The organism is Mesorhizobium sp. M0478 (genome assembly GCF_040321305.1).
Taxonomy (GTDB): domain Bacteria; phylum Pseudomonadota; class Alphaproteobacteria; order Rhizobiales; family Rhizobiaceae; genus Mesorhizobium.
In genome coordinates this window covers 163,833-185,514 of sequence record NZ_JAMYRH010000007.1, presented here as the reverse complement: position 1 = coordinate 185,514, position 21,682 = coordinate 163,833, and the positions used below count along the sequence as shown (strand labels likewise).

The 21,682-nt window shown below is 62.9% G+C and carries 23 protein-coding genes; 9 read left to right on the top strand and 14 right to left on the bottom strand.

All coding sequences use genetic code 11. The features are described 5' to 3' along the window. Nucleotides 1-7: 7 nt before the first annotated feature. Entirely contained in the window at nucleotides 8-1,276 is a 1,269-nt protein-coding gene (locus NKI64_RS18520; protein ID WP_023684881.1) for a multidrug effflux MFS transporter, read from the top strand. 57 nt (nucleotides 1,277-1,333) lie between these two features. Here the strand turns inward: NKI64_RS18520 and NKI64_RS18515 are convergent, their stop codons facing one another. The 4 genes from NKI64_RS18515 to rpsD all read right to left on the bottom strand — a co-directional run bounded on the left by NKI64_RS18515 (nucleotide 1,334) and on the right by rpsD (nucleotide 4,256). Then, complete coding sequence (locus NKI64_RS18515) at nucleotides 1,334-1,741, bottom strand: UCP034077 family protein (protein WP_023706454.1); 408 nt, start codon at nucleotides 1,739-1,741, stop codon at nucleotides 1,334-1,336. A gap of 85 nt (nucleotides 1,742-1,826) precedes the next feature. Next, nucleotides 1,827-2,654 (bottom strand): inositol monophosphatase family protein, encoded by an 828-nt coding sequence (locus NKI64_RS18510; RefSeq protein WP_023726924.1) that lies wholly within the window; start codon nucleotides 2,652-2,654, stop codon nucleotides 1,827-1,829. After that, nucleotides 2,644-3,531, bottom strand: a complete 888-nt coding sequence (gene ttcA, locus NKI64_RS18505; protein ID WP_023739392.1) for a tRNA 2-thiocytidine(32) synthetase TtcA — start codon at nucleotides 3,529-3,531, stop codon at nucleotides 2,644-2,646. The genes NKI64_RS18510 and ttcA overlap by 11 nt, the downstream gene beginning before the upstream one ends. A 107-nt stretch (nucleotides 3,532-3,638) precedes the next feature. Continuing rightward, the gene (gene rpsD / locus NKI64_RS18500) at nucleotides 3,639-4,256 is read right to left on the bottom strand and encodes a 30S ribosomal protein S4 (protein WP_023669107.1); all 618 of its coding nucleotides are present in this window, start codon (nucleotides 4,254-4,256) and stop codon (nucleotides 3,639-3,641) included. A 386-nt stretch (nucleotides 4,257-4,642) separates the two neighbouring features. Between rpsD and NKI64_RS18495 the strand changes: the two genes are divergently transcribed. After that, nucleotides 4,643-4,843 (top strand): hypothetical protein, encoded by a 201-nt coding sequence (locus tag NKI64_RS18495; protein ID WP_023690200.1) that lies wholly within the window; start codon nucleotides 4,643-4,645, stop codon nucleotides 4,841-4,843. Nucleotides 4,844-4,926: 83 nt separating this feature from the next. Here NKI64_RS18495 and NKI64_RS18490 read toward each other — a convergent pair whose 3' ends face one another. Further along, the gene (locus tag NKI64_RS18490) at nucleotides 4,927-5,115 is read right to left on the bottom strand and encodes a DUF3008 family protein (protein WP_023684876.1); all 189 of its coding nucleotides are present in this window, start codon (nucleotides 5,113-5,115) and stop codon (nucleotides 4,927-4,929) included. A 162-nt stretch (nucleotides 5,116-5,277) separates the two neighbouring features. Between NKI64_RS18490 and NKI64_RS18485 the strand changes: the two genes are divergently transcribed. Further along, nucleotides 5,278-6,660, top strand: a complete 1,383-nt coding sequence (locus NKI64_RS18485; RefSeq protein ID WP_352669303.1) for an RNB domain-containing ribonuclease — start codon at nucleotides 5,278-5,280, stop codon at nucleotides 6,658-6,660. A gap of 83 nt (nucleotides 6,661-6,743) precedes the next feature. Here the strand turns inward: NKI64_RS18485 and murI are convergent, their stop codons facing one another. The 3 genes from murI to NKI64_RS18470 all read right to left on the bottom strand — a co-directional run bounded on the left by murI (nucleotide 6,744) and on the right by NKI64_RS18470 (nucleotide 9,216). Further along, complete coding sequence (gene murI / locus NKI64_RS18480; protein ID WP_023684874.1) at nucleotides 6,744-7,532, bottom strand: glutamate racemase; 789 nt, start codon at nucleotides 7,530-7,532, stop codon at nucleotides 6,744-6,746. 145 nt (nucleotides 7,533-7,677) lie between these two features. Beyond that, nucleotides 7,678-8,286, bottom strand: coding sequence for a DUF805 domain-containing protein (locus NKI64_RS18475; protein ID WP_023690201.1), 609 nt, complete (start codon nucleotides 8,284-8,286; stop codon nucleotides 7,678-7,680). 81 nt (nucleotides 8,287-8,367) lie between these two features. Beyond that, the gene (locus NKI64_RS18470; RefSeq protein ID WP_023690202.1) at nucleotides 8,368-9,216 is read right to left on the bottom strand and encodes an RNA methyltransferase; all 849 of its coding nucleotides are present in this window, start codon (nucleotides 9,214-9,216) and stop codon (nucleotides 8,368-8,370) included. A gap of 216 nt (nucleotides 9,217-9,432) precedes the next feature. On the opposite strand from NKI64_RS18470, the gene NKI64_RS18465 reads away from it, so the two are divergent. From NKI64_RS18465 to NKI64_RS18455, 3 genes are read left to right on the top strand one after another with little or no spacing between them, the layout of a single operon-like run. Next, on the top strand, nucleotides 9,433-10,644 hold the full coding sequence (locus tag NKI64_RS18465) for an NADP-dependent isocitrate dehydrogenase (protein ID WP_023669114.1): 1,212 nt from the start codon (nucleotides 9,433-9,435) through the stop codon (nucleotides 10,642-10,644). Between the two features lie 10 nt (nucleotides 10,645-10,654). Next, the gene (locus NKI64_RS18460) at nucleotides 10,655-11,269 is read left to right on the top strand and encodes a glutathione S-transferase family protein (RefSeq protein ID WP_023690203.1); all 615 of its coding nucleotides are present in this window, start codon (nucleotides 10,655-10,657) and stop codon (nucleotides 11,267-11,269) included. 18 nt (nucleotides 11,270-11,287) lie between these two features. Continuing rightward, complete coding sequence (locus tag NKI64_RS18455) at nucleotides 11,288-11,869, top strand: demethoxyubiquinone hydroxylase family protein (RefSeq protein ID WP_352650355.1); 582 nt, start codon at nucleotides 11,288-11,290, stop codon at nucleotides 11,867-11,869. Between the two features lie 113 nt (nucleotides 11,870-11,982). Here the strand turns inward: NKI64_RS18455 and alaS are convergent, their stop codons facing one another. Continuing rightward, a complete protein-coding gene (gene alaS, locus NKI64_RS18450) occupies nucleotides 11,983-14,649 on the bottom strand; it encodes an alanine--tRNA ligase (protein WP_352511283.1) in 2,667 nt (888 codons plus the stop codon). Between the two features lie 271 nt (nucleotides 14,650-14,920). Further along, entirely contained in the window at nucleotides 14,921-16,024 is a 1,104-nt protein-coding gene (gene recA, locus NKI64_RS18445; RefSeq protein WP_023669117.1) for a recombinase RecA, read from the bottom strand. 282 nt (nucleotides 16,025-16,306) lie between these two features. On the opposite strand from recA, the gene NKI64_RS18440 reads away from it, so the two are divergent. Together NKI64_RS18440 and NKI64_RS18435 are read left to right on the top strand one after the other, a co-directional pair. Continuing rightward, nucleotides 16,307-17,251: a carbohydrate kinase family protein gene (locus tag NKI64_RS18440; RefSeq protein ID WP_352669298.1), complete on the top strand. Its 945-nt coding sequence runs from the start codon at nucleotides 16,307-16,309 to the stop codon at nucleotides 17,249-17,251. Between the two features lie 70 nt (nucleotides 17,252-17,321). Next, the gene (locus NKI64_RS18435) at nucleotides 17,322-18,239 is read left to right on the top strand and encodes a pseudouridine-5'-phosphate glycosidase (RefSeq protein WP_352669295.1); all 918 of its coding nucleotides are present in this window, start codon (nucleotides 17,322-17,324) and stop codon (nucleotides 18,237-18,239) included. Nucleotides 18,240-18,442: 203 nt separating this feature from the next. On the opposite strand, the gene NKI64_RS18430 is transcribed toward NKI64_RS18435, so the two are convergent. After that, nucleotides 18,443-18,766, bottom strand: coding sequence for a TfoX/Sxy family protein (locus NKI64_RS18430; RefSeq protein WP_023669120.1), 324 nt, complete (start codon nucleotides 18,764-18,766; stop codon nucleotides 18,443-18,445). A gap of 83 nt (nucleotides 18,767-18,849) precedes the next feature. On the opposite strand from NKI64_RS18430, the gene NKI64_RS18425 reads away from it, so the two are divergent. After that, nucleotides 18,850-19,347, top strand: a complete 498-nt coding sequence (locus NKI64_RS18425) for a GFA family protein (RefSeq protein ID WP_023706439.1) — start codon at nucleotides 18,850-18,852, stop codon at nucleotides 19,345-19,347. A 143-nt stretch (nucleotides 19,348-19,490) separates the two neighbouring features. On the opposite strand, the gene sufA is transcribed toward NKI64_RS18425, so the two are convergent. The 3 genes from sufA to NKI64_RS18410 all read right to left on the bottom strand — a co-directional run bounded on the left by sufA (nucleotide 19,491) and on the right by NKI64_RS18410 (nucleotide 21,626). Further along, entirely contained in the window at nucleotides 19,491-19,871 is a 381-nt protein-coding gene (gene sufA, locus NKI64_RS18420) for a Fe-S cluster assembly scaffold SufA (protein WP_013532156.1), read from the bottom strand. A 105-nt stretch (nucleotides 19,872-19,976) separates the two neighbouring features. Continuing rightward, the gene (locus NKI64_RS18415; RefSeq protein WP_023709315.1) at nucleotides 19,977-20,363 is read right to left on the bottom strand and encodes an SUF system Fe-S cluster assembly protein; all 387 of its coding nucleotides are present in this window, start codon (nucleotides 20,361-20,363) and stop codon (nucleotides 19,977-19,979) included. 21 nt (nucleotides 20,364-20,384) lie between these two features. Continuing rightward, nucleotides 20,385-21,626, bottom strand: coding sequence for a cysteine desulfurase (locus NKI64_RS18410; RefSeq protein WP_352669291.1), 1,242 nt, complete (start codon nucleotides 21,624-21,626; stop codon nucleotides 20,385-20,387). Nucleotides 21,627-21,682: the final 56 nt, after the last annotated feature.

The following is a 21,682-nucleotide window of genomic DNA, read 5'->3' as shown; positions in this document are numbered from 1 at the left end:
ACCCGCCGTGGACCAGCCAGCAAAAGCGCCGCAACAGGCACGCAAATTGCCTATTCCGCGCTGGGAATTCATCGCGCTTTGCGCGGCACTGATGGCGTTGAACTCGCTGGCCATCGACATCATGCTGCCGGCACTGCAGCAAATCGGCGCCACGCTTGGCGTTGAGAATGAAAACCACCGCCAGTATGTGATCACCGCCTATATATTGGGCTTCGGTGGCGGACAGCTTTTCTTCGGACCGATCTCGGACCGGTTCGGGCGCCGCGCGCCACTCGTTGCCGGGCTGGCGATTTATGTCGTGGCGGCGGCAGCTGCCGCCATCGCCCCGTCATTCGCCGTCCTGCTGCTGTGCCGGCTGGTGCAAGGCATCGGTGCGGCGGCGACCCGCGTCATCGCCGTCTCGATCGTGCGCGACACGTTCGACGGTCGGCGCATGGCCGAGGTGATGTCTCTGATCTTCATGGTGTTCATGGCCATCCCGGTGATCGCGCCTGGGATCGGCCAGTTCATCATGCTGTTCGCAACATGGCACTGGATCTTCGTCACCATGGCCGTCGGAGCGCTGATCGTGTCGGCGTGGTCGCTGCTGCGGCTGCCGGAGACGCTGCATCCGGAGTACCGCCGGCCGCTGACAGTCTCATCCGTCGTCGGTGGTTTCCGCATCGTGCTCACCAACCGCATGGCGCTTTGCTACGCCTTTGCCAGCACCTTCATTTTCGCCGCCATGTTCGGCTTCATCGCCTCCGCACAGCAGATCTATGTCGACATTTTTCATGTCGGCGAATTGTTTCCTGTCATCTTCGCGGGTGTCGCCGGCGTTCTCGCTTTTTCGAACTACCTCAACTCGCGCCTGGTCGGCCGCATCGGCATGCGCCGCCTGTCGCAGAGCGCACTGCTGTTGTTCCTGGTGATCAGCCTTGCCTGGCTCACCGTTTCGCTTCAAATGAAGATGCCACTCTGGCTGTTCATCACCTTCTTCGCCAGTGCGATGCTCCCGTTCGGCGCGCTCGGCGCCAATTTCAACGCGCTCGCGATGGAACCGCTCGGCCAACTGGCGGGCACCGCGTCGTCCATCCTGGGCTTCATGCAGACTTTTCTCGGCGGCATCCTCGGCACGCTGATCGGCCAGGCCTTCAACGGCACGGTGACGCCGCTTGCCGCCGGCTTCTGCAGCGTCTCGGTCGCGGCCCTGCTGATGATCCTGATCGCCGAGCGCGGCAAGATGTTCCAGCCGCACAACCCACCCATTTCAGGGCACGTCACCGACCTGCATTGAGCGACGCGCCTTGAGATTGTTGGTCTCAAAACCGCATCCACCTTTATGCGACGCGTTTCAGGATGCGCCGCCAATCACTGCCGTGAAACGAGGGAACAGCGGGCGCCCTGCGATGGCGCCACCCATGCTGTCCGACAGCGGCATCGGCAGAGCCTTGTCGAGCGCTTCGAGCACGGATGACACAAAGACCCGGTTGAGCGAGGCATCATCTCCCATATGGGAGAAAGTGGCGCGCGGCTTGCCCATCAGCGTGCCGTTTTTGCGAATTGAAAAACTCAGCGTCAGGGTCAGGCCAGCACTTCCAGGCGGCGGCTGCCAACAGGCAAAGATCGCGTCGAACATTTCGTCGATGGTGTCGATGGGATCGGGGCTACGACACGCGCGCTCCTGCGATCGTGCCTCAGTGGCGCAGGCGACCAGGGCAAGTGCAAGTGCCGTTGCGACAATTGCGGACCGATGTTTCATTTCGCGGCTCCGGCTTCGCGAGAGATTGGACCACTATAACAGAGCCAATATACTTGACGAAAGCGTCTACCGGCAGTTGGACCGACTATTGCGCCCAGAGTTCCCTGCGCAACTCCTGCCAGCTTTCCTTGTCCGGGGCGACAAGAATGCCGCCGTCGATATGCGAGGGCAGATAGGCGCTACCGTCGATCCGCGCGGTGTAGCCGCCGGCCTCGGCGTGGATCAGCACACCGACCAGATGGTCCCACGGCATCAGTTTGTTGTAGACGACGAAATGGGCATGGCCGCTGGCCAGAAGACGGTATTCATGTGCCGCGCAGCGATAGCCGAACTGCGACAGGGTCTTGGTCTGGTTGCGCGCCAGGAGCGAGCGTTGCGGTTCCGCCAGATATTGCCAGGAGACGGAGCCGGTCATCTGCGAGATCGGCACGGCATCGGCGACGTGCACCGTCTCCAGCGCGCCATGCGCATGGCGGATATGGCTGCCGGCGCCCTTGGCGCCGATCAGCCAGTCCCGGCCTACGGGGTCATGGATGATACCGGCGACGGTTTCGCCCTTGACGACGACGCTCAGCATGACGCCGAAGAGCGGCACGCCGGAGGCGAAGTTGAAGGTGCCGTCGACCGGGTCGACGACGAAGGCGAGGTCGGCATCGCCGAGCCCCTGAAGCAGCGCCGGATTGTCGGAACAGGCTTCCTCGCCGACGATCATCGCCGTGGGATAGCGCTCGCGCAGCCTGGCCGTGATCAGCCGCTCGGCGTTGATGTCGGCCTCGGTCACCAGGTCGGCAGCCGAGGTCTTCTGTCTGATGTCGCCCTCGCCCAGCCGGCGAAAGCGTGGCATGATTTCGGCCTTGGCTGCATCGGCGAGAAGCTCGGCCAGCCAGTCGATCGCTTGGTCGTCAAATATCATCGGAAATGTCTTGTCCTGTGCTGAGGCTGCCATTGAGGGCGGCAAAGTCGAACAGCTTTCTGTCGAGCAGATGCGACGGCCTGGTGTTGGACAGCGCGCGCAGCATCGTATCCTTGCGGCCCGGCATGCGCTTTTCCATATCGTCCAGCATCGCCTTCATGGCGTTGCGCTGCAGGCCTTCCTGGCTGCCGCAGAGATCGCAGGGAATGATCGGGAATTTCATCGCGGCGGCGAATTTTTCCAGATCGACCTCGGCGCAGTAGCTCAGCGGCCGCAGCACCATGACGTCGCCGTCGTCGTTGAGCAGCTTTGGCGGCATGGCGGCAAGGCGGCCGCCATGGATTAGATTCATGAAGAAGGTTTCGAGAATGTCCTCGCGGTGGTGGCCGAGCACCAGCGCCGAACAGCCCTCCTCGCGCGCGATGCGATAGAGATGGCCGCGCCGCAGCCGCGAGCACAGCGAACAATAGGTGCTGCCCTGAGGCAGCTTGTCGGTGACCACCGAATAGGTGTCCTGATACTCGATGCGATGGGCAATGCCATGCGCATCGAGGTAGTCGGGCAAAATGTGCTTCGGAAAGTTCGGCTGGCCCTGGTCGAGATTGCAGGCCAGCAGCTCGACCGGCAGCAGCCCGCGCCATTTGAGATCGAGCAGCACGGCCAGCAGCCCGTAGGAATCCTTGCCGCCGGACAAGGCCACCAGCCAGCGGTCGCCGGGCCTCGCCATGGCGAAATCCTCGACCGCCTGACGGGTCAACCGCAACAGCCGCTTGCGCAGTTTGTTGAACTCGACGGAAGACGGCACGTCGGCAAACAGCGGATGGAAGCCGCCTTCAGCAATCGGTTCAACTGTTTCGATGTCTGCCAGCATGTTCATGGCTTGTCGCTTTCCATAGCCGAGAGTGCCGGATTAGCGGACATGGCCGACAAAGAAAAGGCCGCCTCGACGGGCGGCCCTTTCCAGTATCGCAGAAAAGCGATCGCTTAGCGCGAATAGAATTCGACGACCAGGTTCGGCTCCATCTGCACGGCGAACGGAACATCGGCCAGGCCGGGGATGCGCGAGAAGGTCGCGACCATCTTGTTGTGATCGACTTCGATATAGTCCGGCACGTCGCGCTCGGCGAGGCCGACCGCTTCCAGCACGATGACCAGCTGCTTCGACTTTTCCCGCACTTCGACGACATCGCCCGGCTTGCAACGGTACGACCCGATGTTGACGCGCTTGCCGTTGACGTTGACGTGGCCGTGGTTGACGAACTGGCGAGCCGCGAAAATGGTGGGCACGAACTTGGAGCGGTAGACGACCGCGTCGAGACGCGACTCGAGCAGGCCGATCAGGTTCTCGGAGGTGTCGCCCTTGCGGCGATCAGCCTCTTCATAGACCTTGCGGAACTGCTTTTCGGAGACATCACCATAGTGACCCTTCAGCTTCTGCTTGGCGCGCAGCTGCAGGCCGAAATCGGAAAGCTTGCCCTTGCGGCGCTGGCCGTGCTGGCCGGGGCCGTATTCACGCTTGTTGACCGGGGACTTCGGGCGGCCCCAGATGTTTTCGCCGAGACGGCGGTCGATCTTGTACTTCGCGGATTCGCGCTTGCTCATCGCATTCCCTTTCAAAACAAACCACCCGGAGCCTCATGGTCCGGGTGAAGGAAACGCGCCCTCCTCTGGCCTCCGTTTTCGAGGCCTGACAGGGTTTTCCCACGCAACGCGGCGGAAAACCCACGGGACACGTCAGTCTAGACAAAACCCAGGAAACGATAAACCTGCTTTCCCGGGCTTGCCATGCAAAAGAAACAACCGGGCATTGCGGCCCGGTGTTGGTGCGCTCGTTAAACGGAGATTTGAGCAGAGTCAAGCGCGTCGCTGGCGCTGGGCCCGGCAACCATATCACGTCTTTGGCGTTGAGTGCCGTGCCGGATGCGGCGGGAGGTTGTTGCGCCGACGGCATTTAGGAAGGGACTGGAGCCAAAGGAGCCCGAAGTCGCATGAAGAAGTTTTTCCTCTCGTTGGTCGGTGCAGCCGTCCTGGCCGGGACGATGTCGATCGCCGTGCCCGAGCCAGCGATGGCCAAGCATTGGCAGGGCCACAAGCATCGTCAGACCTGCCATGTCGTGGTGAAGAAGAAGGTCATCTGGCGGCATGGCCACAAGAAGGTCATCCGCTACAAGGTGAAGCGCTGCTGGTGACGTCAGGGGTTTCGGGCTTGGCCTGAACCGAAGAAGCCCGTGGTTTCGGCCACGGGCTTTGTTTATGGACTCGGTTCAAGGTTTCAGTCTGCCGATTTCTTCTCCGGCAGGCCTTTGCGCTTGGTCTCTGCGAATTCCTCGAGCTGTTTTTCGCTCATCGAATTGTACATCGACTTCGACGCGCCTTGAAGTTCGCTCTTCCTGGTCTCGCCGCGCTTGGCCGACAGGGCTGCGCCAGCGGCCTTTTGCTGTGCTTTTGAGGTTGCAGGCATATCGGCTCCTCCTTTGCTGCCAGAGGAAGAAACGTTGCGCTCCGGCGACGGTTCCAGCGCTGGCGGTCAACTTCCGTTCCGCGCTCATGCCTGCCCATGGTCGGCCGGCACTGCCGGCAAAACCACCTTCCCGTGCCCGCAACGCCGGTGTAGGACGGCGCCATGAAATCGTTGAACGATCCCTCGCAGGCACTCGCCACCGGCCTCGCGAAAATCCGCACCGAGTTCCATGTGCCGGAGGGATTTCCCCCTGATGTAATGGCCATGGCACAGACGGCGGCCAGGCGCGTGCCCGACCAGCATGCCGACCGCACGGCGATGCCCTTCGTGACGCTCGATCCCGCGACTTCCACCGATCTTGACCAAGCGTTTTCGATCGAAGCGAGCGGTAGCGACCTTCTGTTGCACTATGCCATTGCCGACGTAGCCTGGTTCGTCGCGGACGGCGACGCGGTGGATCGCGAAGCCTGGGCGCGGGGCGAAACCCTGTATTTGCCGGACGGCAAGGCCGGGCTCTATCCCCGGGTCATTGCCGAGGGCGCCGCGAGCTTGCTGCCCGGCGGTCCGCGTCCGGCTGTCATCTTCACGGTCCGGATCGCCGACGACGGAGCGGTAAGGCTGGATGGCGCGGAGCGGGCAATCATTCAAAGCCGCGCCAAGCTCGCCTATGACAGCGTGCAGGCCGCCGACGTCCCAGTCGGCTTCGCCGAAATCGCGCGACGCATGGCGGCGGCCGAAGACCGTCGCGGCGCTTCGCGCGTCGACCCGCCCGAGCAGGAGGTGGAACAGCTTGCCGATGGCACATTCCAGCTTGCGTTCAGACCGCTGCTGCAATCCGAGCAAGACAACGCAGCACTTTCGCTGGCCGCCAACATGGCGATTGCCGACGCCATGCTGGCACACCGGACCGGCTTGTTCCGGGTGATGGCGCCGCCCGATGCTTCCAAAGTACAAAGACTGCGCAGCGCGGCACGGGCCTTAGGCCTGTCCTGGCCTCCTTCGACCAGCCTGTCCGACTATCAGCGAACCCTCGATCCGACCAACATGCAACAGGCAGCGCTGATGCTGGAAATCCGCCGCGCCGGCTCCGGTGCGTCCTACCAACCCTATGAAGAAGGCGTTGTCCCCTGGCACGAGGCGATGGCCGCGACCTATGCCCACGCCACCGCGCCCCTGAGGCGGCTGGCCGATCGCTATGTCGTGCGCTGCGTGCTGGCCATCGTCAACGGCCAGCCGGTGCCGCAAGCCGTTACCGAGGCGTTTTCCAGACTGCCGAAGGTGATGGGCCGCGCAGGCGCCCGCGCCTCGCAGATCAACCACGCGGCCATCGACCTTGCCGAGGCGGTGATGCTGAGGGGGCGCATGGGTGAAACATTCAAGGCCGTCGTCACCGACGTCGGTGATCAGCGTGTGCGCGTTCAGCTCTCGGACATGCCTGTCGTTGCGAATGTGAAGGCCTCTGGGTTCAGGCAGGGCGATGGCCTGACGCTAAGGCTTGTTTCGGCCGATCCGGATCGGCGCGTCATTGTCTTCGAGCCTGCCTAAAGCGCGTCGGCGACGCGCTTTAGTTTTTTCGTTTTGTGCATGTCCTTGTCCCAAAACCGCTGCGCACTTTTGGGCGACATGCATTAGCGCGCGCTCAATCCAAAACCCTGCATCAGCCGGCTGATGGCGAAGTCCGCCTTTCCCGAGGTAAAGACGGCGATGTCGGGCTCGCTTTGCGGCAATGGCCCGTCGACAGCCGGAAGCAGCGACAGAGCGCGCCGCGCAATCGCCTCGGCCGGGTCGATCCAGTCGACCGGCCAGGGCGCGGTCTTGCGCATGCGATTGGCCAGGAACGGATAGTGCGTGCAGGCGAGCACGACGATGTCCGTGCGCAAATCGTCATGCTGGACAAAACACGGTGCGATCTCGGCACGCACGGCCTCCTCGTCGACAAAGCCCTCGCGCATGTAGGCCTCGGCCAGTCCGGCGAGATTGTTGCTGCCGACCAGCCGGACATGGCATTTCTGCGCCCATTTGCCGATCAGGTCGCGCGTGTACTGGCGCTTCACCGTGCCCGGCGTCGCCAGCACCGAGACCAGCCCGGACCGGGTGCGCTCGGCAGCCGGCTTGATTGCCGGCACCGTGCCGACAAAGGGATGGCCAGGGAATTTTTCCCGCAAGGCATCGATCACCAGCGTCGAAGCGGTATTGCAGGCGACGACCGAAATTTCCGGATCAAAACGGTCGAGCAGCTTGGCGAAGAGCTCGACTATATGGGCCTGCAGCGCCGGCTCTTCCCACGCGCCGTAGGGAAAGGCCTTGTCATCGGCGACGTAGACGAAGCGCCGGTCGGGCATCAGCACGCGCGCTTCGCGCAGCACGGTCAATCCGCCAACGCCGGAATCGAACATCAGGATCGGACGGTGGCTCATTGATATCGGACCATGAAAGAGGCTGGATCAGAAGGCTTGGCGGTCATTGGCCAATGCCGTTCTTCTATCTGCAACCATCATGGTCTTGAAGTGGCGAATGTCAGCAAGTTCTATGCAAAGCCGGCGAAGACGACCTTGCCTCGGTCTAGAGCCCGCGCTTGCCGAAGCCGGCGGGCCTCGGGCGGCCCATAGGCTGGGCGGACGGCACCGAGCGCGTGGCCGGTGTGGCGTTGCGCATGGAAGACTGTGCCGTGCTGCTGGCCATCCGACCGGATCCCGCAGGCATGGGCGTATCGCCATCGAAATCGAAAACCGATGTCAGTTCGTCGATATTGATGCCCGCCACCGGCTTAGCCACCAGGATCGTGCACCAAAGGCCAAAGATCGACAGTGCCAGCAGGTTCAAACCGCTGGACGTGCTTTCCGGGTTCTTGAAATCGATGACCAGCAGCGTGCCTGCCTGCAGAAAGGCGTAGATGGCGCAGAACACGATGTAGGACCACAGGATCCAGGCTTTGCCGTTGGCGTCGCGGCTGCGTCGCCAGGCGATGTTGGCACGCATGACCACGGCCAGGAGGGAAACGACCAGAACCGCGCCTGCCATGCCTTGCCGCGATGGACCGGGCGCCGAGTTGACCAGCCCCTCAAAGCCGATCGTGCCAACGATGCACAGCACAGCAAGAACGGCCTCGAGCAGGGCTACGCCGAGCGAATAGAAGAAGAAGCGCATACGGCCGATTTTGGACGTGAACATTTGCCACCCCACCGTTTTGACAACAATGGACGAGAGGCAAATAAAATTCGGTTACTTCAGCCGTTCGAAGCTTAGCGATTTCTAATCTTCTTTGTCTGCCTGGCGTTTTCGCGCAGCGGCCGGCAAACGCCTTGGATCGTCTCCCGGCGAGCCGTCACCGCGCGGCATGGCCGGCGAAAACCGGTCGAGCGACGAGATGATGCCACGCAGCACTTTCAGTTCCGGCTCGGCGAAACCGGCGCGCGTCAAGACGGCGCGCAGATTGTCGACCATCTTGGGTTTCTTGGGCGCCGGGCGGAAATAGCCGCGCGCTTCGAGCGCGCCTTCGAGATAGGCAAACAGCCCGTGCAACTCTTCCTTGCTTGCCGGCTTCATTTCAGGGCTGGAGAAATTGGTCGCCGTCTCGTCTTCCAGGCCCGACTTCATCCATTCATAGGACATCAACAGCACGGCCTGGGCGATGTTGAGCGACGAAAAGCCGGGATCCACCGGGAAGGTGACGATCTCGTCGGCCAGCCCGACCTCGTCATTGTAGAGCCCAAAACGCTCGCGGCCGAACAAGATGCCGGTGCGCAGGCCGGCCATCTGACGCGCCCTCAGCGCCCTGCCCGCTTCGACCGGACCACGCACGGGTTTGAAGCCGTCGCGCTCCCGCGCCGTGGTGGCGAAGACGAAGTTGAGGTCGGCGACGGCGGACGCCAGGTCGCCGAACACTGTTACGGCATCGATGACATGGTCGGCGCGGCTGGCGGCGGCGCGCGCCTTCTCGCTCGGCCAGCCGTCACGCGGGTTGACCAGTCTCAGTTCGGCAAGGCCGAAATTAGCCATGGCGCGCGCAACCATACCGATATTCTCGCCGAGCTGCGGCTCGACCAGGATGATCGCCGGCCCGGCGGCGGATGCGTTTTCAGGATGATCGACGGCGGACATGATCTCAATGAACTGCTGTTTGCGGCATTTCAGCGTTCCCTGCCACATCCGCTCGGCAAAATGAAGCTTTTGCAAACACCGGTCGCGGCACAGACGACCCATTCTGCACGGATGGTCGTTTGCGCGGCCAAATAGGCTTTGATATACGCTCCGCATACCCGGCCGAAGCCATGCGGGCGAGGCCGTTTTGTTCCCCAAAAGCGAGGCATTCTTTTCATGGCGAAGATCAAGGTGGCGAACCCGGTCGTCGAGCTCGACGGCGACGAGATGACCCGCATCATCTGGCAGTTCATCAAGGACAAGCTGATCCACCCTTATCTCGACCTGAAGCTCGAATATTACGACCTCGGCGTCGAGCACCGCGACGCCACCAACGACCAGGTGACCATCGATTCGGCCAATGCCATCAAGAAATGGGGCGTCGGCGTGAAATGCGCGACGATCACGCCCGACGAGCAGCGCGTCGAGGAATTCAAGCTGAAGAAGATGTGGAAGTCGCCGAACGGCACCATCCGTAACATTCTCGGCGGCACCATTTTCCGCGAACCCATCATCATGAAGAACGTGCCGCGTCTGGTGCCGGGATGGACCAAGCCGATCATCGTCGGCCGTCATGCTTTCGGCGACCAGTATCGCGCCACCGACTTCCGCTTCCCCGGCAAGGGCAAGCTGACCATCAAGTTCGTCGGCGAGGACGGCAAGGTGATCGAGCACGACGTATACGACGCACCCGGCGCCGGTGTTGCCATGGCGATGTACAATCTCGACGACTCCATCCGCGAATTCGCCCGCGCCTCGCTGAATTACGGCCTGCTGCGCAATTATCCGGTTTATCTCTCGACCAAGAACACCATCCTCAAAGCCTATGACGGCCGCTTCAAGGACATTTTCCAGGAGGTCTACGAGGCTGAATTCGAGGCCGAGTTCAAGGCGAAGAAGCTGTGGTACGAGCACCGGCTGATCGACGACATGGTGGCCTCCGCCCTGAAATGGTCTGGCGGCTATGTCTGGGCCTGCAAGAATTATGACGGCGACGTCCAGTCCGACACGGTGGCGCAAGGTTTTGGCTCGCTCGGCCTGATGACCTCCGTGCTGATGACGCCGGACGGCAAGACGGTGGAGGCGGAGGCCGCGCACGGCACAGTGACGCGCCACTATCGCCAGCACCAGAAGGGCGAGGAAACCTCGACCAATTCGATCGCCTCGATCTTCGCCTGGACGCGCGGCCTCGCCCACCGCGCCAAGCTTGACGATAATGCCGAGTTGAAGCGATTTGCCGACACGCTGGAGAAGGTCTGCATCCAGACGGTTGAGAGCGGCTTCATGACCAAGGACCTGTCGCTCTTGATCGGTCCCGACCAACCATGGCTGTCGACCACCGGCTTCCTCGACAAGATCGACGAGAATTTGCAGAAGGCGATGGCGTAAGCCGGCAGCCATGGCCAAGCCGGTCGTCTACGGGGCGGACTACAGCGTCTATGTGCGCATCGTCCGCCTCGTGCTGGCGGAAAAAGGCATCGACTACGACCTTGTGCCGGTCGATGTCTTTGCCGCCGAGGGCACTCCCGCCTGGTACTTCGAGCATCACCCTTTCGGCCGCATTCCGGCCGTCGAGCATGACGGGTTTCGCCTGTTCGAAACCAGCGCAATCGCCCGCTATGTCGACGAGGCGTTCGACGGCCCGGCACTGCAGCCAAAAGACGCCCGCACCCGCGCAACGATGAACCAGATCATCGGCATGCTCGACGCCTATGCCTACAGATCGATGGTCTGGGACGTCGCCGTCGAGCGGCTTGAGAAGGAAGCGCCAGACGAGGCACTGGTCGCCAACGGGCTGCGCCAGGCGGAAACGGTGCTGCGGGTGCTCACCGCACTCAAGCCTCCCGGGCCGTGGCTGCTCGGCGACCAGCTGACGCTGGTCGACCTGCATGCGGCATCCATCATCGCCTATTTCGTCAAGGTCGCCGACGGGCAAAAGCTGCTTGCGGCGTTCGCCGACATCCAGGCCTGGTGGGACGGCATCGCAAAACGTCCGAGCCTGGCGGCGGGCTGATATGGGTTCGGGCCATGGCTGACCCATCTCGCCAGGACGCGCTCACCATCGCCAAGAATTGTCAGGGTCAACCACGCCGGTGAGTTCGGTGCGATCAGGATCTATTCGGCGCAGATTCTTGTCGCCAGGCGCTTCTGGCCGGATTGCGTGCCATCCTTGTCGGAGATGCTCGGGCACGAGCGCACTCATTGCGCCGCCTTCCGTGCCGCCATGCCGGCGCGGAAGGCGCGACCGTGCCGGGTGATGCAATTCTGGAGCTGGGGTGGCTGGCTGCTGGGTTTTGTGACCGCCCTGATTGGTCCGCAAGGCATCTGGGCCTGCACGGCGGCGGTTGAAGCGGCGGTGCATCGCCATCTGGACGATCAGCTGTTTTTCCTCGCCAATCGCGACCACGACTTGCACGGCATCATCCTGGCGATCCGCGAGGAAGAGCTCGCCCATCTCCATCACGCCGAAGAGCAGCTGAAATCGCCCGGCCCGGCGCTGAACTTTTTACGGTCGCTGATTTCGATCGCCACGGACGTGCTGATCTGGCTGTCCACCTGGGGCGATTCCAGCAGAATGACGCGCGCCCTGAAGGCGGCGAAAAGAACTAGCTAGACGGACCGTCTAAGAGCTGATTGCCGGCTTGCCACTATCAGCCACAGAATGGCAAGCACGGCGGCGAAGGCCGGAAAGCCGCACACAAAACCAGATCAGGCATAGGGTGGCTTTCAGGCTGCCTCCAGCGCCGCCCTCACCGCGGCGATCGCATCATTGGCCTTCGAGGCGTCCGGGCCGCCGGCTTGCGCCATGTCGGGCCGTCCGCCACCGCCCTGCCCGCCCAATGCGGCCGAGGCAACGCGCACAAGATCGACAGCGCTGAAGCGGCCGACGAGATCGTCCGTCACGGCGACCACGACGCTTGCCTTGTTGTCTTCGCCCGCACCGACGAAGACGACGACGCCTGAGCCGAGCGAAGTCTTGCCGGCATCGGCCAGCGGCTTCAAATCCTTCGGCGACACGCCGGAAACCGCTTTGCCGAGGAAGCCGATACCGGCGACGGTTTCGGTGGTGGCCGGAGCATCGGCCGCGGCACCACCGCCCAGCGCCAGTTTCTTGCGCGCTTCGCTCAGCTCCTTCTCGAGCTTCTTGCGCTCCTCGAGCAGCGTCTCGACACGCGCCGGCACGTCGGCCGGCGAGATCTTCAGCACAGCGGCCGTCGCCTTCAGACGTCTGTCCTGCTCGTCGAGATATTTTCGTGCGGCTTCGCCGGTCAGCGCCTCGATGCGGCGCACGCCGGCGGCGACTGCGCTGTCGGAGACGACACGCACCAGGCCGATATCGCCGGTCGCCCGGACATGGGTGCCGCCACAAAGTTCTACGGAATAGGGTCTATTGGCCTTGGCGCCATGCACGCCGGTGCCCATCGAGACGACACGCACCTCGTCGCCGTATTTTTCGCCGAACAGCGCCATGGCGCCTTCGGCGATGGCGTCGTCGACCGACATCAGCCGCGTCGTCACCGGGCTGTTCTGGACGACGATTTCGTTGGCCATGCGCTCGACCTCTTCGAGATCTTCGGCCGAGATCGGCTTGTTGTGCGAGATGTCGAAGCGCAGGCGCTCGGGCGCGACCAGCGAACCTTTCTGCGCGACATGGGTGCCCAGCACCTCGCGCAGCGCCTCATGGATCAGATGCGTTGCCGAATGGTTGGCACGCAGCCGGGTGCGGCGCGCATGGTCAACTTTCAGCTCGACGGCTGCACCTGGCTTGACCGTGCCGTTCGTCACCTTGCCCAGATGCACGAACAGGCCGTCGGCCTTTTTCTGCGTGTCGGAAACCTCGATCGAGAAACCTTCACCGGAGATGATGCCGGTGTCGCCCATCTGGCCGCCCGACTCGCCATAGAACGGCGTCTGGTTGACGACCACCGCCACCACGTCGCCCTTGCCGGCGCTATCGACGGTCTTGCCGTCCTTGACCAGCGCCTGGATGAGGCCTTCCGCCTGTTCGGTCTCGTAGCCGAGGAATTCGGTGGCGCCGGCCTTCTCGCGTACAGAAAACCAGATGGTCTCGGTGGCCGCGTCGCCGGAGCCGGCCCAATGCTTGCGCGCTTCGGCCTTCTGCTGCTCCATCGCATGGGTGAATCCGGCAAGGTCGACCGAGATGTTGCGCTGGCGCAGTGCGTCCTGCGTCAGATCGAGCGGGAAGCCGTACGTGTCATAGAGCTTGAACGCCGTCTCGCCGTCCAGCATGTCACCGGCGTGCAGCGTATCCGTCGCCTCCGAGAGCAGGCCGAGGCCACGCACCAGCGTCTTGCGGAAGCGTGTCTCCTCGAGCTTCAGCGTTTCCGTGATCAACTGTTCGCCGCGCAGCAGTTCGGGATAGGCCTGGCCCATCTCGCGCACCAGCGCCGGCACCAGTTTCCACATCAACGGCTCCTTGGCGCCGAGCAACTGCGCATGGCGCATGGCGCGGCGCATGATGCGGCGCAGCACATAGCCGCGGCCTTCGTTCGACGGCAGCACGCCGTCGGCAACCAGGAAGGAGGACGAGCGCAGATGGTCGGCAATGACGCGGAAGGAGGCGACCGTCTCCTTGTCCGGGCCCTGCCCGAGCGCCGATGACGCCGCATCGATTAAGTGGCGGAACAGGTCGGTCTCGAAGACGCTCTCCACCCCTTGCAGGATGGACGCCATGCGCTCCAGGCCCATGCCGGTGTCGATCGACGGCCGCGGCAGGTCGATGCGCTCATCCTTGGTGACCTGCTCATATTGCATGAACACCAGGTTCCAGAATTCAAGGAAGCGGTCGCCGTCCTCCTCCGGGCTGCCGGGAGGGCCGCCCCAGATGTGCTCGCCACGGTCGATGAAGATTTCCGAGCATGGCCCGCACGGTCCGGTGTCGCCCATCGCCCAGAAATTGTCGGAGGTCGGGATGCGGATGATGCGGTCATCGGAGAAACCGGCGATCTTCTTCCAGAAGCCGGCCGCCTCGTCATCGGTGTGATAGACGGTGACCAGCAGCTTGTCCTTGTTCAGCCCGAACTCCTTGGTAATCAGGTTCCAGGCCAGTTCGATGGCGCGCTCCTTGAAATAGTCGCCGAAGGAGAAATTGCCGAGCATTTCGAAAAAAGTCAGGTGGCGCGCGGTGTAGCCGACATTGTCGAGGTCGTTGTGCTTGCCGCCGGCGCGCACGCTCTTCTGAGCGGTCGTGGCGCGCGAATAGGACCGCTTCTCCAGGCCGGTGAAGACGTTCTTGAACTGCACCATGCCGGCATTGGTGAACATCAGCGTCGGGTCGTTGCGCGGCACCAGCGGGCTCGAAGCCACGACCTCGTGACCCTCCTTGCGGAAATAGTCGAGGAATGTCGACCGGATCTCGTTCACGCCACTCATGACTGCTGCCTTTTCGCGAAAACCGCCGGCGCGGCCGGCGGACACTGGTCTCTGCTTTTTAGAAGATCGACTTGGCCTTTTAGCGGGCACGCCCCACCCTGTCCAGAAACACGGAATTGGGCCAATCCGGCAACTGCCAAGCCGGCTTCACGCTGCCCAAAAACGAAAACCGCCGGCGCGAAGGCCAGCGGTTTGAAACGCAATACTAAAGAACTCGGTTACTTAAGCATCGGATAATAGACTGGATTTATGGCCGAACTCTGGCCGTGCCCTACATGGCGCCGGATTCTTCCTCGAAGCCGTCGTCGCTTTCGCCGCGCTCGGGGCCGCCATTTTCGAGAAACTTCTCGGCAATCAGCCCGGCATTCTGCCGCAGTGCCAGTTCGATCTCGCGCGCCGTGTCGGGATTGTCGCGCAGGAACAGTTTGGCGTTTTCGCGACCCTGGCCGAGACGCTGCGAATTGTAGGAGAACCAGGCGCCCGACTTCTCGACCACGCCGGCCTTGACGCCGAGATCGACCAGTTCGCCGGTCTTGGAGACGCCCTCGCCATACATGATGTCGAACTCGACCACCTTGAAGGGCGGCGCCAGCTTGTTCTTGACCACCTTGACGCGGGTCTGGTTGCCGACGACCTCGTCGCGGTCCTTGACCGAGCCGATGCGGCGGATGTCGAGGCGCACCGAAGCGTAGAATTTCAGCGCGTTGCCGCCGGTCGTGGTTTCCGGCGAACCGAACATGACGCCGATCTTCATGCGGATCTGGTTGATGAAGATGACCATGGTGTTGGAGCGCGAGATCGAGGCGGTCAGCTTGCGCAGCGCCTGGCTCATCAGACGAGCCTGGAGACCGGGCAGCGAATCGCCCATCTCGCCCTCGATTTCGGCGCGCGGCGTCAGGGCGGCCACCGAATCGACGACCAGCACGTCGATGGCGCCTGAACGCACCAGCGTGTCGCAGATTTCCAGCGCCTGCTCGCCGGTGTCCGGCTGCGAGATCAAGAGGTTTTCCAGATCGACGCCGAGCTTGCGGGCATAGACCGGATCGAGTGCGTGCTCGGCATCGACGAAGGCGCAGATACCGCCTTTCTTCTGGGCTTCCGCCACCGTGTGCAGCGCCAGTGTCGTCTTGCCCGAGCTTTCCGGCCCGTAGATCTCGACGATGCGGCCGCGCGGCAGGCCGCCGACGCCAAGCGCGATATCGAGGCCCAGCGATCCGGTCGGCACGGTTTCGATCTCGACGACCTGCTCGTTGGCGCCAAGCCGCATGATCGAGCCCTTGCCGAAGGCGCGCTCGATTTGCGACAGCGCCGCGTCCAGAGCCTTTGATTTGTCCACCGCTTTGTCCTCTACAAGCCGCAAAGAATTCTGAGCCATGATACATCACCCCTTGGTCGTCAATGAAGGCCGGACAATCCGTAATCCCTGCCCATTTTGTACTACTTTTGTTCTCGTTTGGCAAGAGGGGTCAAATATCTGAAAAGCAATCTTTATCCGGATTTGTTCTTTTTTTGTCTCATGGTTTCGTTTCCGGATGTATCCACCATTGGGCCAGACGCTCCGGCTGTTTCGATCGGCCGAATCGCCGGCTCGCCTGCGAAGCTCCGTCGCACAGCCTAGCGCTTGTCCGGTTCGAAAAACAAAGGTCATATCGCCGGCATGGTGAAATCAGCAAAGATACTGGCGGTGGGCGGCGCCCATATCGACCGGCGCGGTCAGGTGTCCGGTGCTTACGTGCCGGCGGCGTCCAACCCCGGCACGATGCGCGAGGATGTCGGCGGCGGCGTCTTCAACGCGCTGCGCAGCCTGGTGCGGCGCGGCGTCTCGGCCTCGCTTTTGTCGGTGCGCGGCGGCGATGCCTCGGCCGAGACGGTTGCGCGCGCCATCGCCGAGGCCGGCATTGCCGATCTGTCGGCGGTTTTCCTCGACCGTACGACGCCGAGCTACACCGCGCTGATCGACAGGGATGGCGAGCTGATCACCGGCTTTGCCGACATGGCGCTCTACGATTTGGCGTTCCCCAAGCAGATCCGCCGCTCCAAGGTGCGCGAGGTGGTCGCCGAGGCCGATGCGGTGCTCTGCGACGCCAATCTGCCATCAACGGCGCTGGAGCGGCTGGTGGGGGTCGCCGCCGGCAAGCCGGTGTTCGCCATTGCCATTTCGCCGGCCAAGGTGGTGCGGCTGATACCGGTGCTGAAGGAACTCGCGCAGGTCTTCATGAACCGGCGCGAGGCCATGGTGCTCGCCGGCGTCGATGCCAATGCCACCGAGCGCGAGACCGTCGACGGACTGCGCTGCAGCGGCCTCACCAGTGGCGTGGTGACGGCGGGCGACGGCCCGGTGCTGGGATTCGACGAAGCCGGCGCCTTCTCTATCCTGCCGCCGGTGCCGAGAAAAGTCGCCGACGTCACCGGCGCCGGCGACGCGCTGGCCGGCGCCACCATCGCTGCCCTGCTGCGCGGCCTGCCCCTGCGCCAGGCCCTCCGCGAAGGCGTTGCCGCGGCGACGCTCGCCATCGAAAGTTCGGATGCCGTGCCGGCCTTCACCGCCGCGACCTTCACCGAGGCACTGGCTCTTGTGCCCGACGCGCAGGAAATGGCATGAGGGCGGCCAATTGCCATTGCCGGAGCGCGACGTCCAAGCGGACGCGCGGATCTCCGGATCGGAGACCATCATGACACCGCAAAGCGCCCGCCCCTTGATCGACCTCCACGCGCCCGTGGCCGAGGCGCTCGCCGCTGGCCGCCCCGTCGTGGCGCTGGAAAGCACCATCATCACCCATGGCATGCCTTACCCCGACAATGGCGCCATGGCCGCCAATGTCGAAATGATCATCCTGGACAATGGCGCGGTGCCGGCGACGATCGCCGTGGTCGCCGGCCGCATCAAGATCGGACTTTCCGACGGCGAGCGCGAGTCGCTGGCGATGACCGGCGACGCCATGAAGCTGTCGCGCGCCGATCTCGGCTTTGCGGTGGCGCAAGGCCGCACCGGCGGCACCACGGTCGCCGCCACCATGATCGCCGCTGACATGGTCGGGATAAAGGTGTTCGCCACCGGCGGCATTGGCGGCGTCCACAAGGGCGCGGAAAAGAGCTTCGACATCTCGGCCGATCTCGACGAGTTGGCGCGCACGCCGGTCATCGTCGTCTCGGCCGGCGCCAAGGCGATCCTCGACATCGAAAAGACGCTTGAAGTGCTGGAGACGCGCGGCGTGCCGGTGATTGGCCATGGCTGCGAGACGATGCCGGCCTTCTGGTCGCGGCATTCGCCGTTCCGCGCGCCGCTGACCCTGCACAGACCGGAAGAGATCGCGCATTTCTACAAGACCAGGGCGGCACTTGGCCTGGTCGGCGGCATGCTGATCGCCAACCCGGTGCCGCAGGACGATGAAATCCCGGCCGACGAGATGGCCGGCTATATCGAGGCCGCGCAGAAGGCGGCCGAGGCGCAGAATGTGACCGGTAAGGCGGTGACGCCGTTCCTGCTGGGCAAAATCCTCGACCTGACCGGCGGCCGGAGCTTGAAGACCAACATCGCGCTGGTCGAGAACAATGCGCGGTTGGCGGCGAGGATTGCGAAGGCGCTGTAGGATCGCCTACGTCGGCGGGACAGCACCCCCCTCTGGCCTGCCGGCCATCTCCCCCGCAAGGAGGGAGATTAACAGCTTAGCCGCAGGCTCCCATTTTCAACGTTGGTGATTGGCGAAGGCCAATGTGACAACTGATCTCCCCCCTTGCGGGGGAGATGTCCGGCAGGACAGAGGGGGGTGGGAAGAAACGCGGCGGTCCCGGTTCACTTCCCCGCCCTTCGTCCCGCCTCATAAGCCCGGCGCGCCCACACCCTCATCTCGTCAGGATCATCAAACGCATCGTCGGGAATGCTCCAGTACGGCATCGCAACCAGCTTGCCGTGGCGGGTGCCGGTATAGGTCCATTGCTTGCAGCCGGCGGCTTCGAAGTCGGGCGCGCTTTGCTCGTCAGCCTTGAGCAGCAATTCGCCGCGCAGCACGATGGCGACGATGACGCCGTCGAAATAGATACCCTTGCCGCCGAACAGTTTTCGGATACTGACCGGGCCGAGGCCTTCGAACAGCTCTTCGATGCGTTCATTGTCCATGCCGCAATCATGTCACCGGGCTTGCCATGGCTGCAACCAAAAACCATGCTGGCAAGTTGAGAGCCATCCGTCGGAGTTTTGTCATGCCGCTGCTGCTCAAGGGATCCTGCCGCTGCGATGCCGTCCATTTCGAGGTGGAGAGCAACACGCCGGTGCCGTTCATGCTGTGCTACTGCTCGATCTGCCGCAAGCAGCAGGGCGGCGGCGGCTTCGCCATCAATCTCGGCGCCGATTACAAGACGCTGAAAATCAAGGGCAAGCGCAATCTCGGCGTCTACCAGGCAGAGATCGCGGACGACGAGCATCCAAAGTGTGAGATTTCGACGGGCGAGCGCAATTTCTGCAAGAAGTGCGGTTCGGCGCTCTGGCTCTACGATCCGACATGGCCGGACCTGGTCCACCCCTTCGCCTCGGCAATCGACAGCGAGCTGCCGAAGCCGCCGGAGAAGGTGCATCTGATGTTGAAATACAAGGCGAGTTGGGTCGAGCCGGTGATCGGCAAAAAGGACAAGGCGTTCGACGTCTATCCCGAGGAATCGATCGCCGACTGGCACAAGCGGACGAAGATGTGGGTGAAGTGAGGGCTCGGAGCGCGACTTGCGATGGTTAGCACTGCCCCTCACCCGGCCCTTCGGGCCGTTCGTCATTCGAAAAGCCAAGCAATTGGCTTTTCGCCCGCTGCGCGGACCATTCCTCACCTCCCCGTGAACGGGGATAAGGAAGATCAGGCCGAAGCGCGCGCCTCAGCCAGCGCCTTCAGGTCGGCGGGCTTCAGTTCGACGGATTCGCCGCAGCCGCAGGCCGAACTCTGGTTCGGGTTGTGGAAGGTGAAGCCGGTGCGCAGCGTGGTCTGCTCGAAATCCATCTCGGTGCCGAACAGGAAAAGGGCAGCCTCGGGCGCGACATAGACATGCGCGCCGTCGCGTTCGATATGGTCGTCCTTGGTGTTGGGCTCGGTCACCAGGTCGACCGTGTATTCCATGCCGGCGCAGCCGCCCTTCTTGATGCCGAGGCGAATGCCATGCGCATTGTCGCGCGTGGCGACGATCTCGCGCACCCGGTCGGCTGCCTTTTCGGTCATCGTGATGACGGCGAAGCGTCCCATTCTCTTTCCTCTTCCATCCCATGCAGGTTCAAGGCCTGCCGAATGATTCCTCACCTAAAATGGTGAAGTTTTACCACTGGTGCAAGTGCACCAACCTCAGTCAACCTAGTACCAGCCCACCGCCACCTGCGCCTCTTCCGACATGCGGTCGGGCGACCAGGGCGGGTCGAAGGTCATGTTGACCTCGACGCCGGAGACGCCTTCGACGGCGCCGACGGCGTTTTCCACCCAGCCGGGCATTTCGCCGGCCACCGGACAGCCGGGCGCGGTCAGCGTCATGTCGATCTTGACCGCGCGGTTGTCCTCGATGTCGATCTTGTAGATGAGGCCGAGCTCATAGATGTCGGCCGGTATTTCAGGGTCATAGACCGTCTTCAGCGCCGAGACGATGTCGTCGGTCAGCCGCGCCAGTTCGTCGGCGGGAATGGCCGAGGCGGAAACCAGCGGATTGATGGCTGCTTCCGGCGCGGTGGTGTGGCTCGCATCATCCATGGTCGTCATCCAAAGAACCTGTCACCCGAAGAACTTGCGCGCTTTTTCCAGCGCATCGGCCAAAGCGTCGACTTCGGCCCTGGTATTATACATGCCGAACGATGCCCTGCATGTGGAGGTTACGCCAAAGCGTTTCAACAGCGGCTGGGCGCAATGGGTGCCCGCACGGACGGCAACACCTTGCCTGTCTATCACCATCGACACGTCATGGGCATGAATGCCCTGCAACTCGAAGGAAATGATGGCGCCCTTGTCCGGCGCGTCGCCGAAGATGCGCAGCGAGTTGATGGCGCGCAGCCGCTCGTGCGCGTAGGTCTTGAGGTCGGCCTCGTGCGCGGCGATGCGCTCGCGGCCGATCTTTTCCATGTATTCCAATGCTGCACCCAGCCCGATCGCCTGGACGATCGGCGGCGTGCCGGCCTCGAAGCGGTGCGGCGGCTCGTTGTAGGTGACGACGTCTTCCGTCACTTCCTCGATCATCTCGCCTCCGCCCATGAAGGGGCGCATGGCCGAGAGAATATCCTTCTTGCCGTAAAGCACGCCGATGCCGGACGGCCCGTAAACCTTGTGGCCGGTGAAGACGAAGAAGTCGCAATCCAGATCCTGCACGTCGATCGGCATGTGCACGGCGCTCTGGCTGCCGTCGACAAGTACGGGAATTCCACGCGAATGCGCGATGCGCACCATCTCCTTGATCGGGGTTACCGTGCCCAGCGCGTTCGACATATGCGTGATGGCGACGAGCTTGGTCTTGTCGGTCAGGCGCTTTTCGAATTCCTCGATGTGGAAGATGCCGAGATCGTCGACCGGCACCCAGACCAGCTTGGCGCCCTGCCGCTCCCGGATGAAATGCCACGGCACGATGTTGGAGTGGTGCTCCATGATCGACAGCACGATCTCGTCGCCCGCGCCGATATTGGGCATGCCATAGCCGTAAGCGACGGTGTTGATCGCCGCGGTCGTGTTCGAAGTGAATACGATGTTGTCGGTGCTTGGCGCATTGAGGAAACGGCGCACCGTCTCGCGTGCCTTCTCATAGGCGTCGGTTGCGGCATTCGACAGGAAATGCAGGCCGCGATGCACGTTGGCGTATTCCTGGGAATAGGCGTGCTGGATCGTATCCAGCACCACCTGCGGCTTCTGCGCCGAGGCGCCATTGTCGAGATAGACCAGCGGTTTGCCGTAGACTTCGCGCGACAGGATCGGGAAGTCGCGGCGGATCGCCTCGACGTCGTATGGGGTTGTTTCGATCTTCTGGTCCATTACAAGCTCTCTTGAGGCACCGCCTCACTTCGTCACGCACCCCTCACCCGACCGAG

Excerpts from the sequence above, each read along its gene's own strand:
- NKI64_RS18515 (WP_023706454.1), bottom strand. The coding sequence starts at position 1,741 with ATGAAACATCGGTCCGCAATTGTCGCAACGGCACTTGCACTTGCCCTG.
- NKI64_RS18510 (WP_023726924.1), bottom strand. The coding sequence starts at position 2,654 with ATGATATTTGACGACCAAGCGATCGACTGGCTGGCCGAGCTTCTCGCC.
- ttcA (WP_023739392.1), bottom strand. The coding sequence starts at position 3,531 with ATGAACATGCTGGCAGACATCGAAACAGTTGAACCGATTGCTGAAGGC.
- rpsD (WP_023669107.1), bottom strand. The coding sequence starts at position 4,256 with ATGAGCAAGCGCGAATCCGCGAAGTACAAGATCGACCGCCGTCTCGGC.
- NKI64_RS18495 (WP_023690200.1), top strand. The coding sequence starts at position 4,643 with ATGAAGAAGTTTTTCCTCTCGTTGGTCGGTGCAGCCGTCCTGGCCGGG.
- NKI64_RS18490 (WP_023684876.1), bottom strand. The coding sequence starts at position 5,115 with ATGCCTGCAACCTCAAAAGCACAGCAAAAGGCCGCTGGCGCAGCCCTG.
- NKI64_RS18485 (WP_352669303.1), top strand. The coding sequence starts at position 5,278 with ATGAAATCGTTGAACGATCCCTCGCAGGCACTCGCCACCGGCCTCGCG.
- murI (WP_023684874.1), bottom strand. The coding sequence starts at position 7,532 with ATGAGCCACCGTCCGATCCTGATGTTCGATTCCGGCGTTGGCGGATTG.
- NKI64_RS18475 (WP_023690201.1), bottom strand. The coding sequence starts at position 8,286 with ATGTTCACGTCCAAAATCGGCCGTATGCGCTTCTTCTTCTATTCGCTC.
- NKI64_RS18470 (WP_023690202.1), bottom strand. The coding sequence starts at position 9,216 with ATGTCCGCCGTCGATCATCCTGAAAACGCATCCGCCGCCGGGCCGGCG.
- NKI64_RS18465 (WP_023669114.1), top strand. The coding sequence starts at position 9,433 with ATGGCGAAGATCAAGGTGGCGAACCCGGTCGTCGAGCTCGACGGCGAC.
- NKI64_RS18460 (WP_023690203.1), top strand. The coding sequence starts at position 10,655 with ATGGCCAAGCCGGTCGTCTACGGGGCGGACTACAGCGTCTATGTGCGC.
- alaS (WP_352511283.1), bottom strand. The coding sequence starts at position 14,649 with ATGAGTGGCGTGAACGAGATCCGGTCGACATTCCTCGACTATTTCCGC.
- recA (WP_023669117.1), bottom strand. The coding sequence starts at position 16,024 with ATGGCTCAGAATTCTTTGCGGCTTGTAGAGGACAAAGCGGTGGACAAA.
- NKI64_RS18440 (WP_352669298.1), top strand. The coding sequence starts at position 16,307 with ATGGTGAAATCAGCAAAGATACTGGCGGTGGGCGGCGCCCATATCGAC.
- NKI64_RS18435 (WP_352669295.1), top strand. The coding sequence starts at position 17,322 with ATGACACCGCAAAGCGCCCGCCCCTTGATCGACCTCCACGCGCCCGTG.
- NKI64_RS18430 (WP_023669120.1), bottom strand. The coding sequence starts at position 18,766 with ATGGACAATGAACGCATCGAAGAGCTGTTCGAAGGCCTCGGCCCGGTC.
- NKI64_RS18425 (WP_023706439.1), top strand. The coding sequence starts at position 18,850 with ATGCCGCTGCTGCTCAAGGGATCCTGCCGCTGCGATGCCGTCCATTTC.
- sufA (WP_013532156.1), bottom strand. The coding sequence starts at position 19,871 with ATGGGACGCTTCGCCGTCATCACGATGACCGAAAAGGCAGCCGACCGG.
- NKI64_RS18415 (WP_023709315.1), bottom strand. The coding sequence starts at position 20,363 with ATGGATGATGCGAGCCACACCACCGCGCCGGAAGCAGCCATCAATCCG.
- NKI64_RS18410 (WP_352669291.1), bottom strand. The coding sequence starts at position 21,626 with ATGGACCAGAAGATCGAAACAACCCCATACGACGTCGAGGCGATCCGC.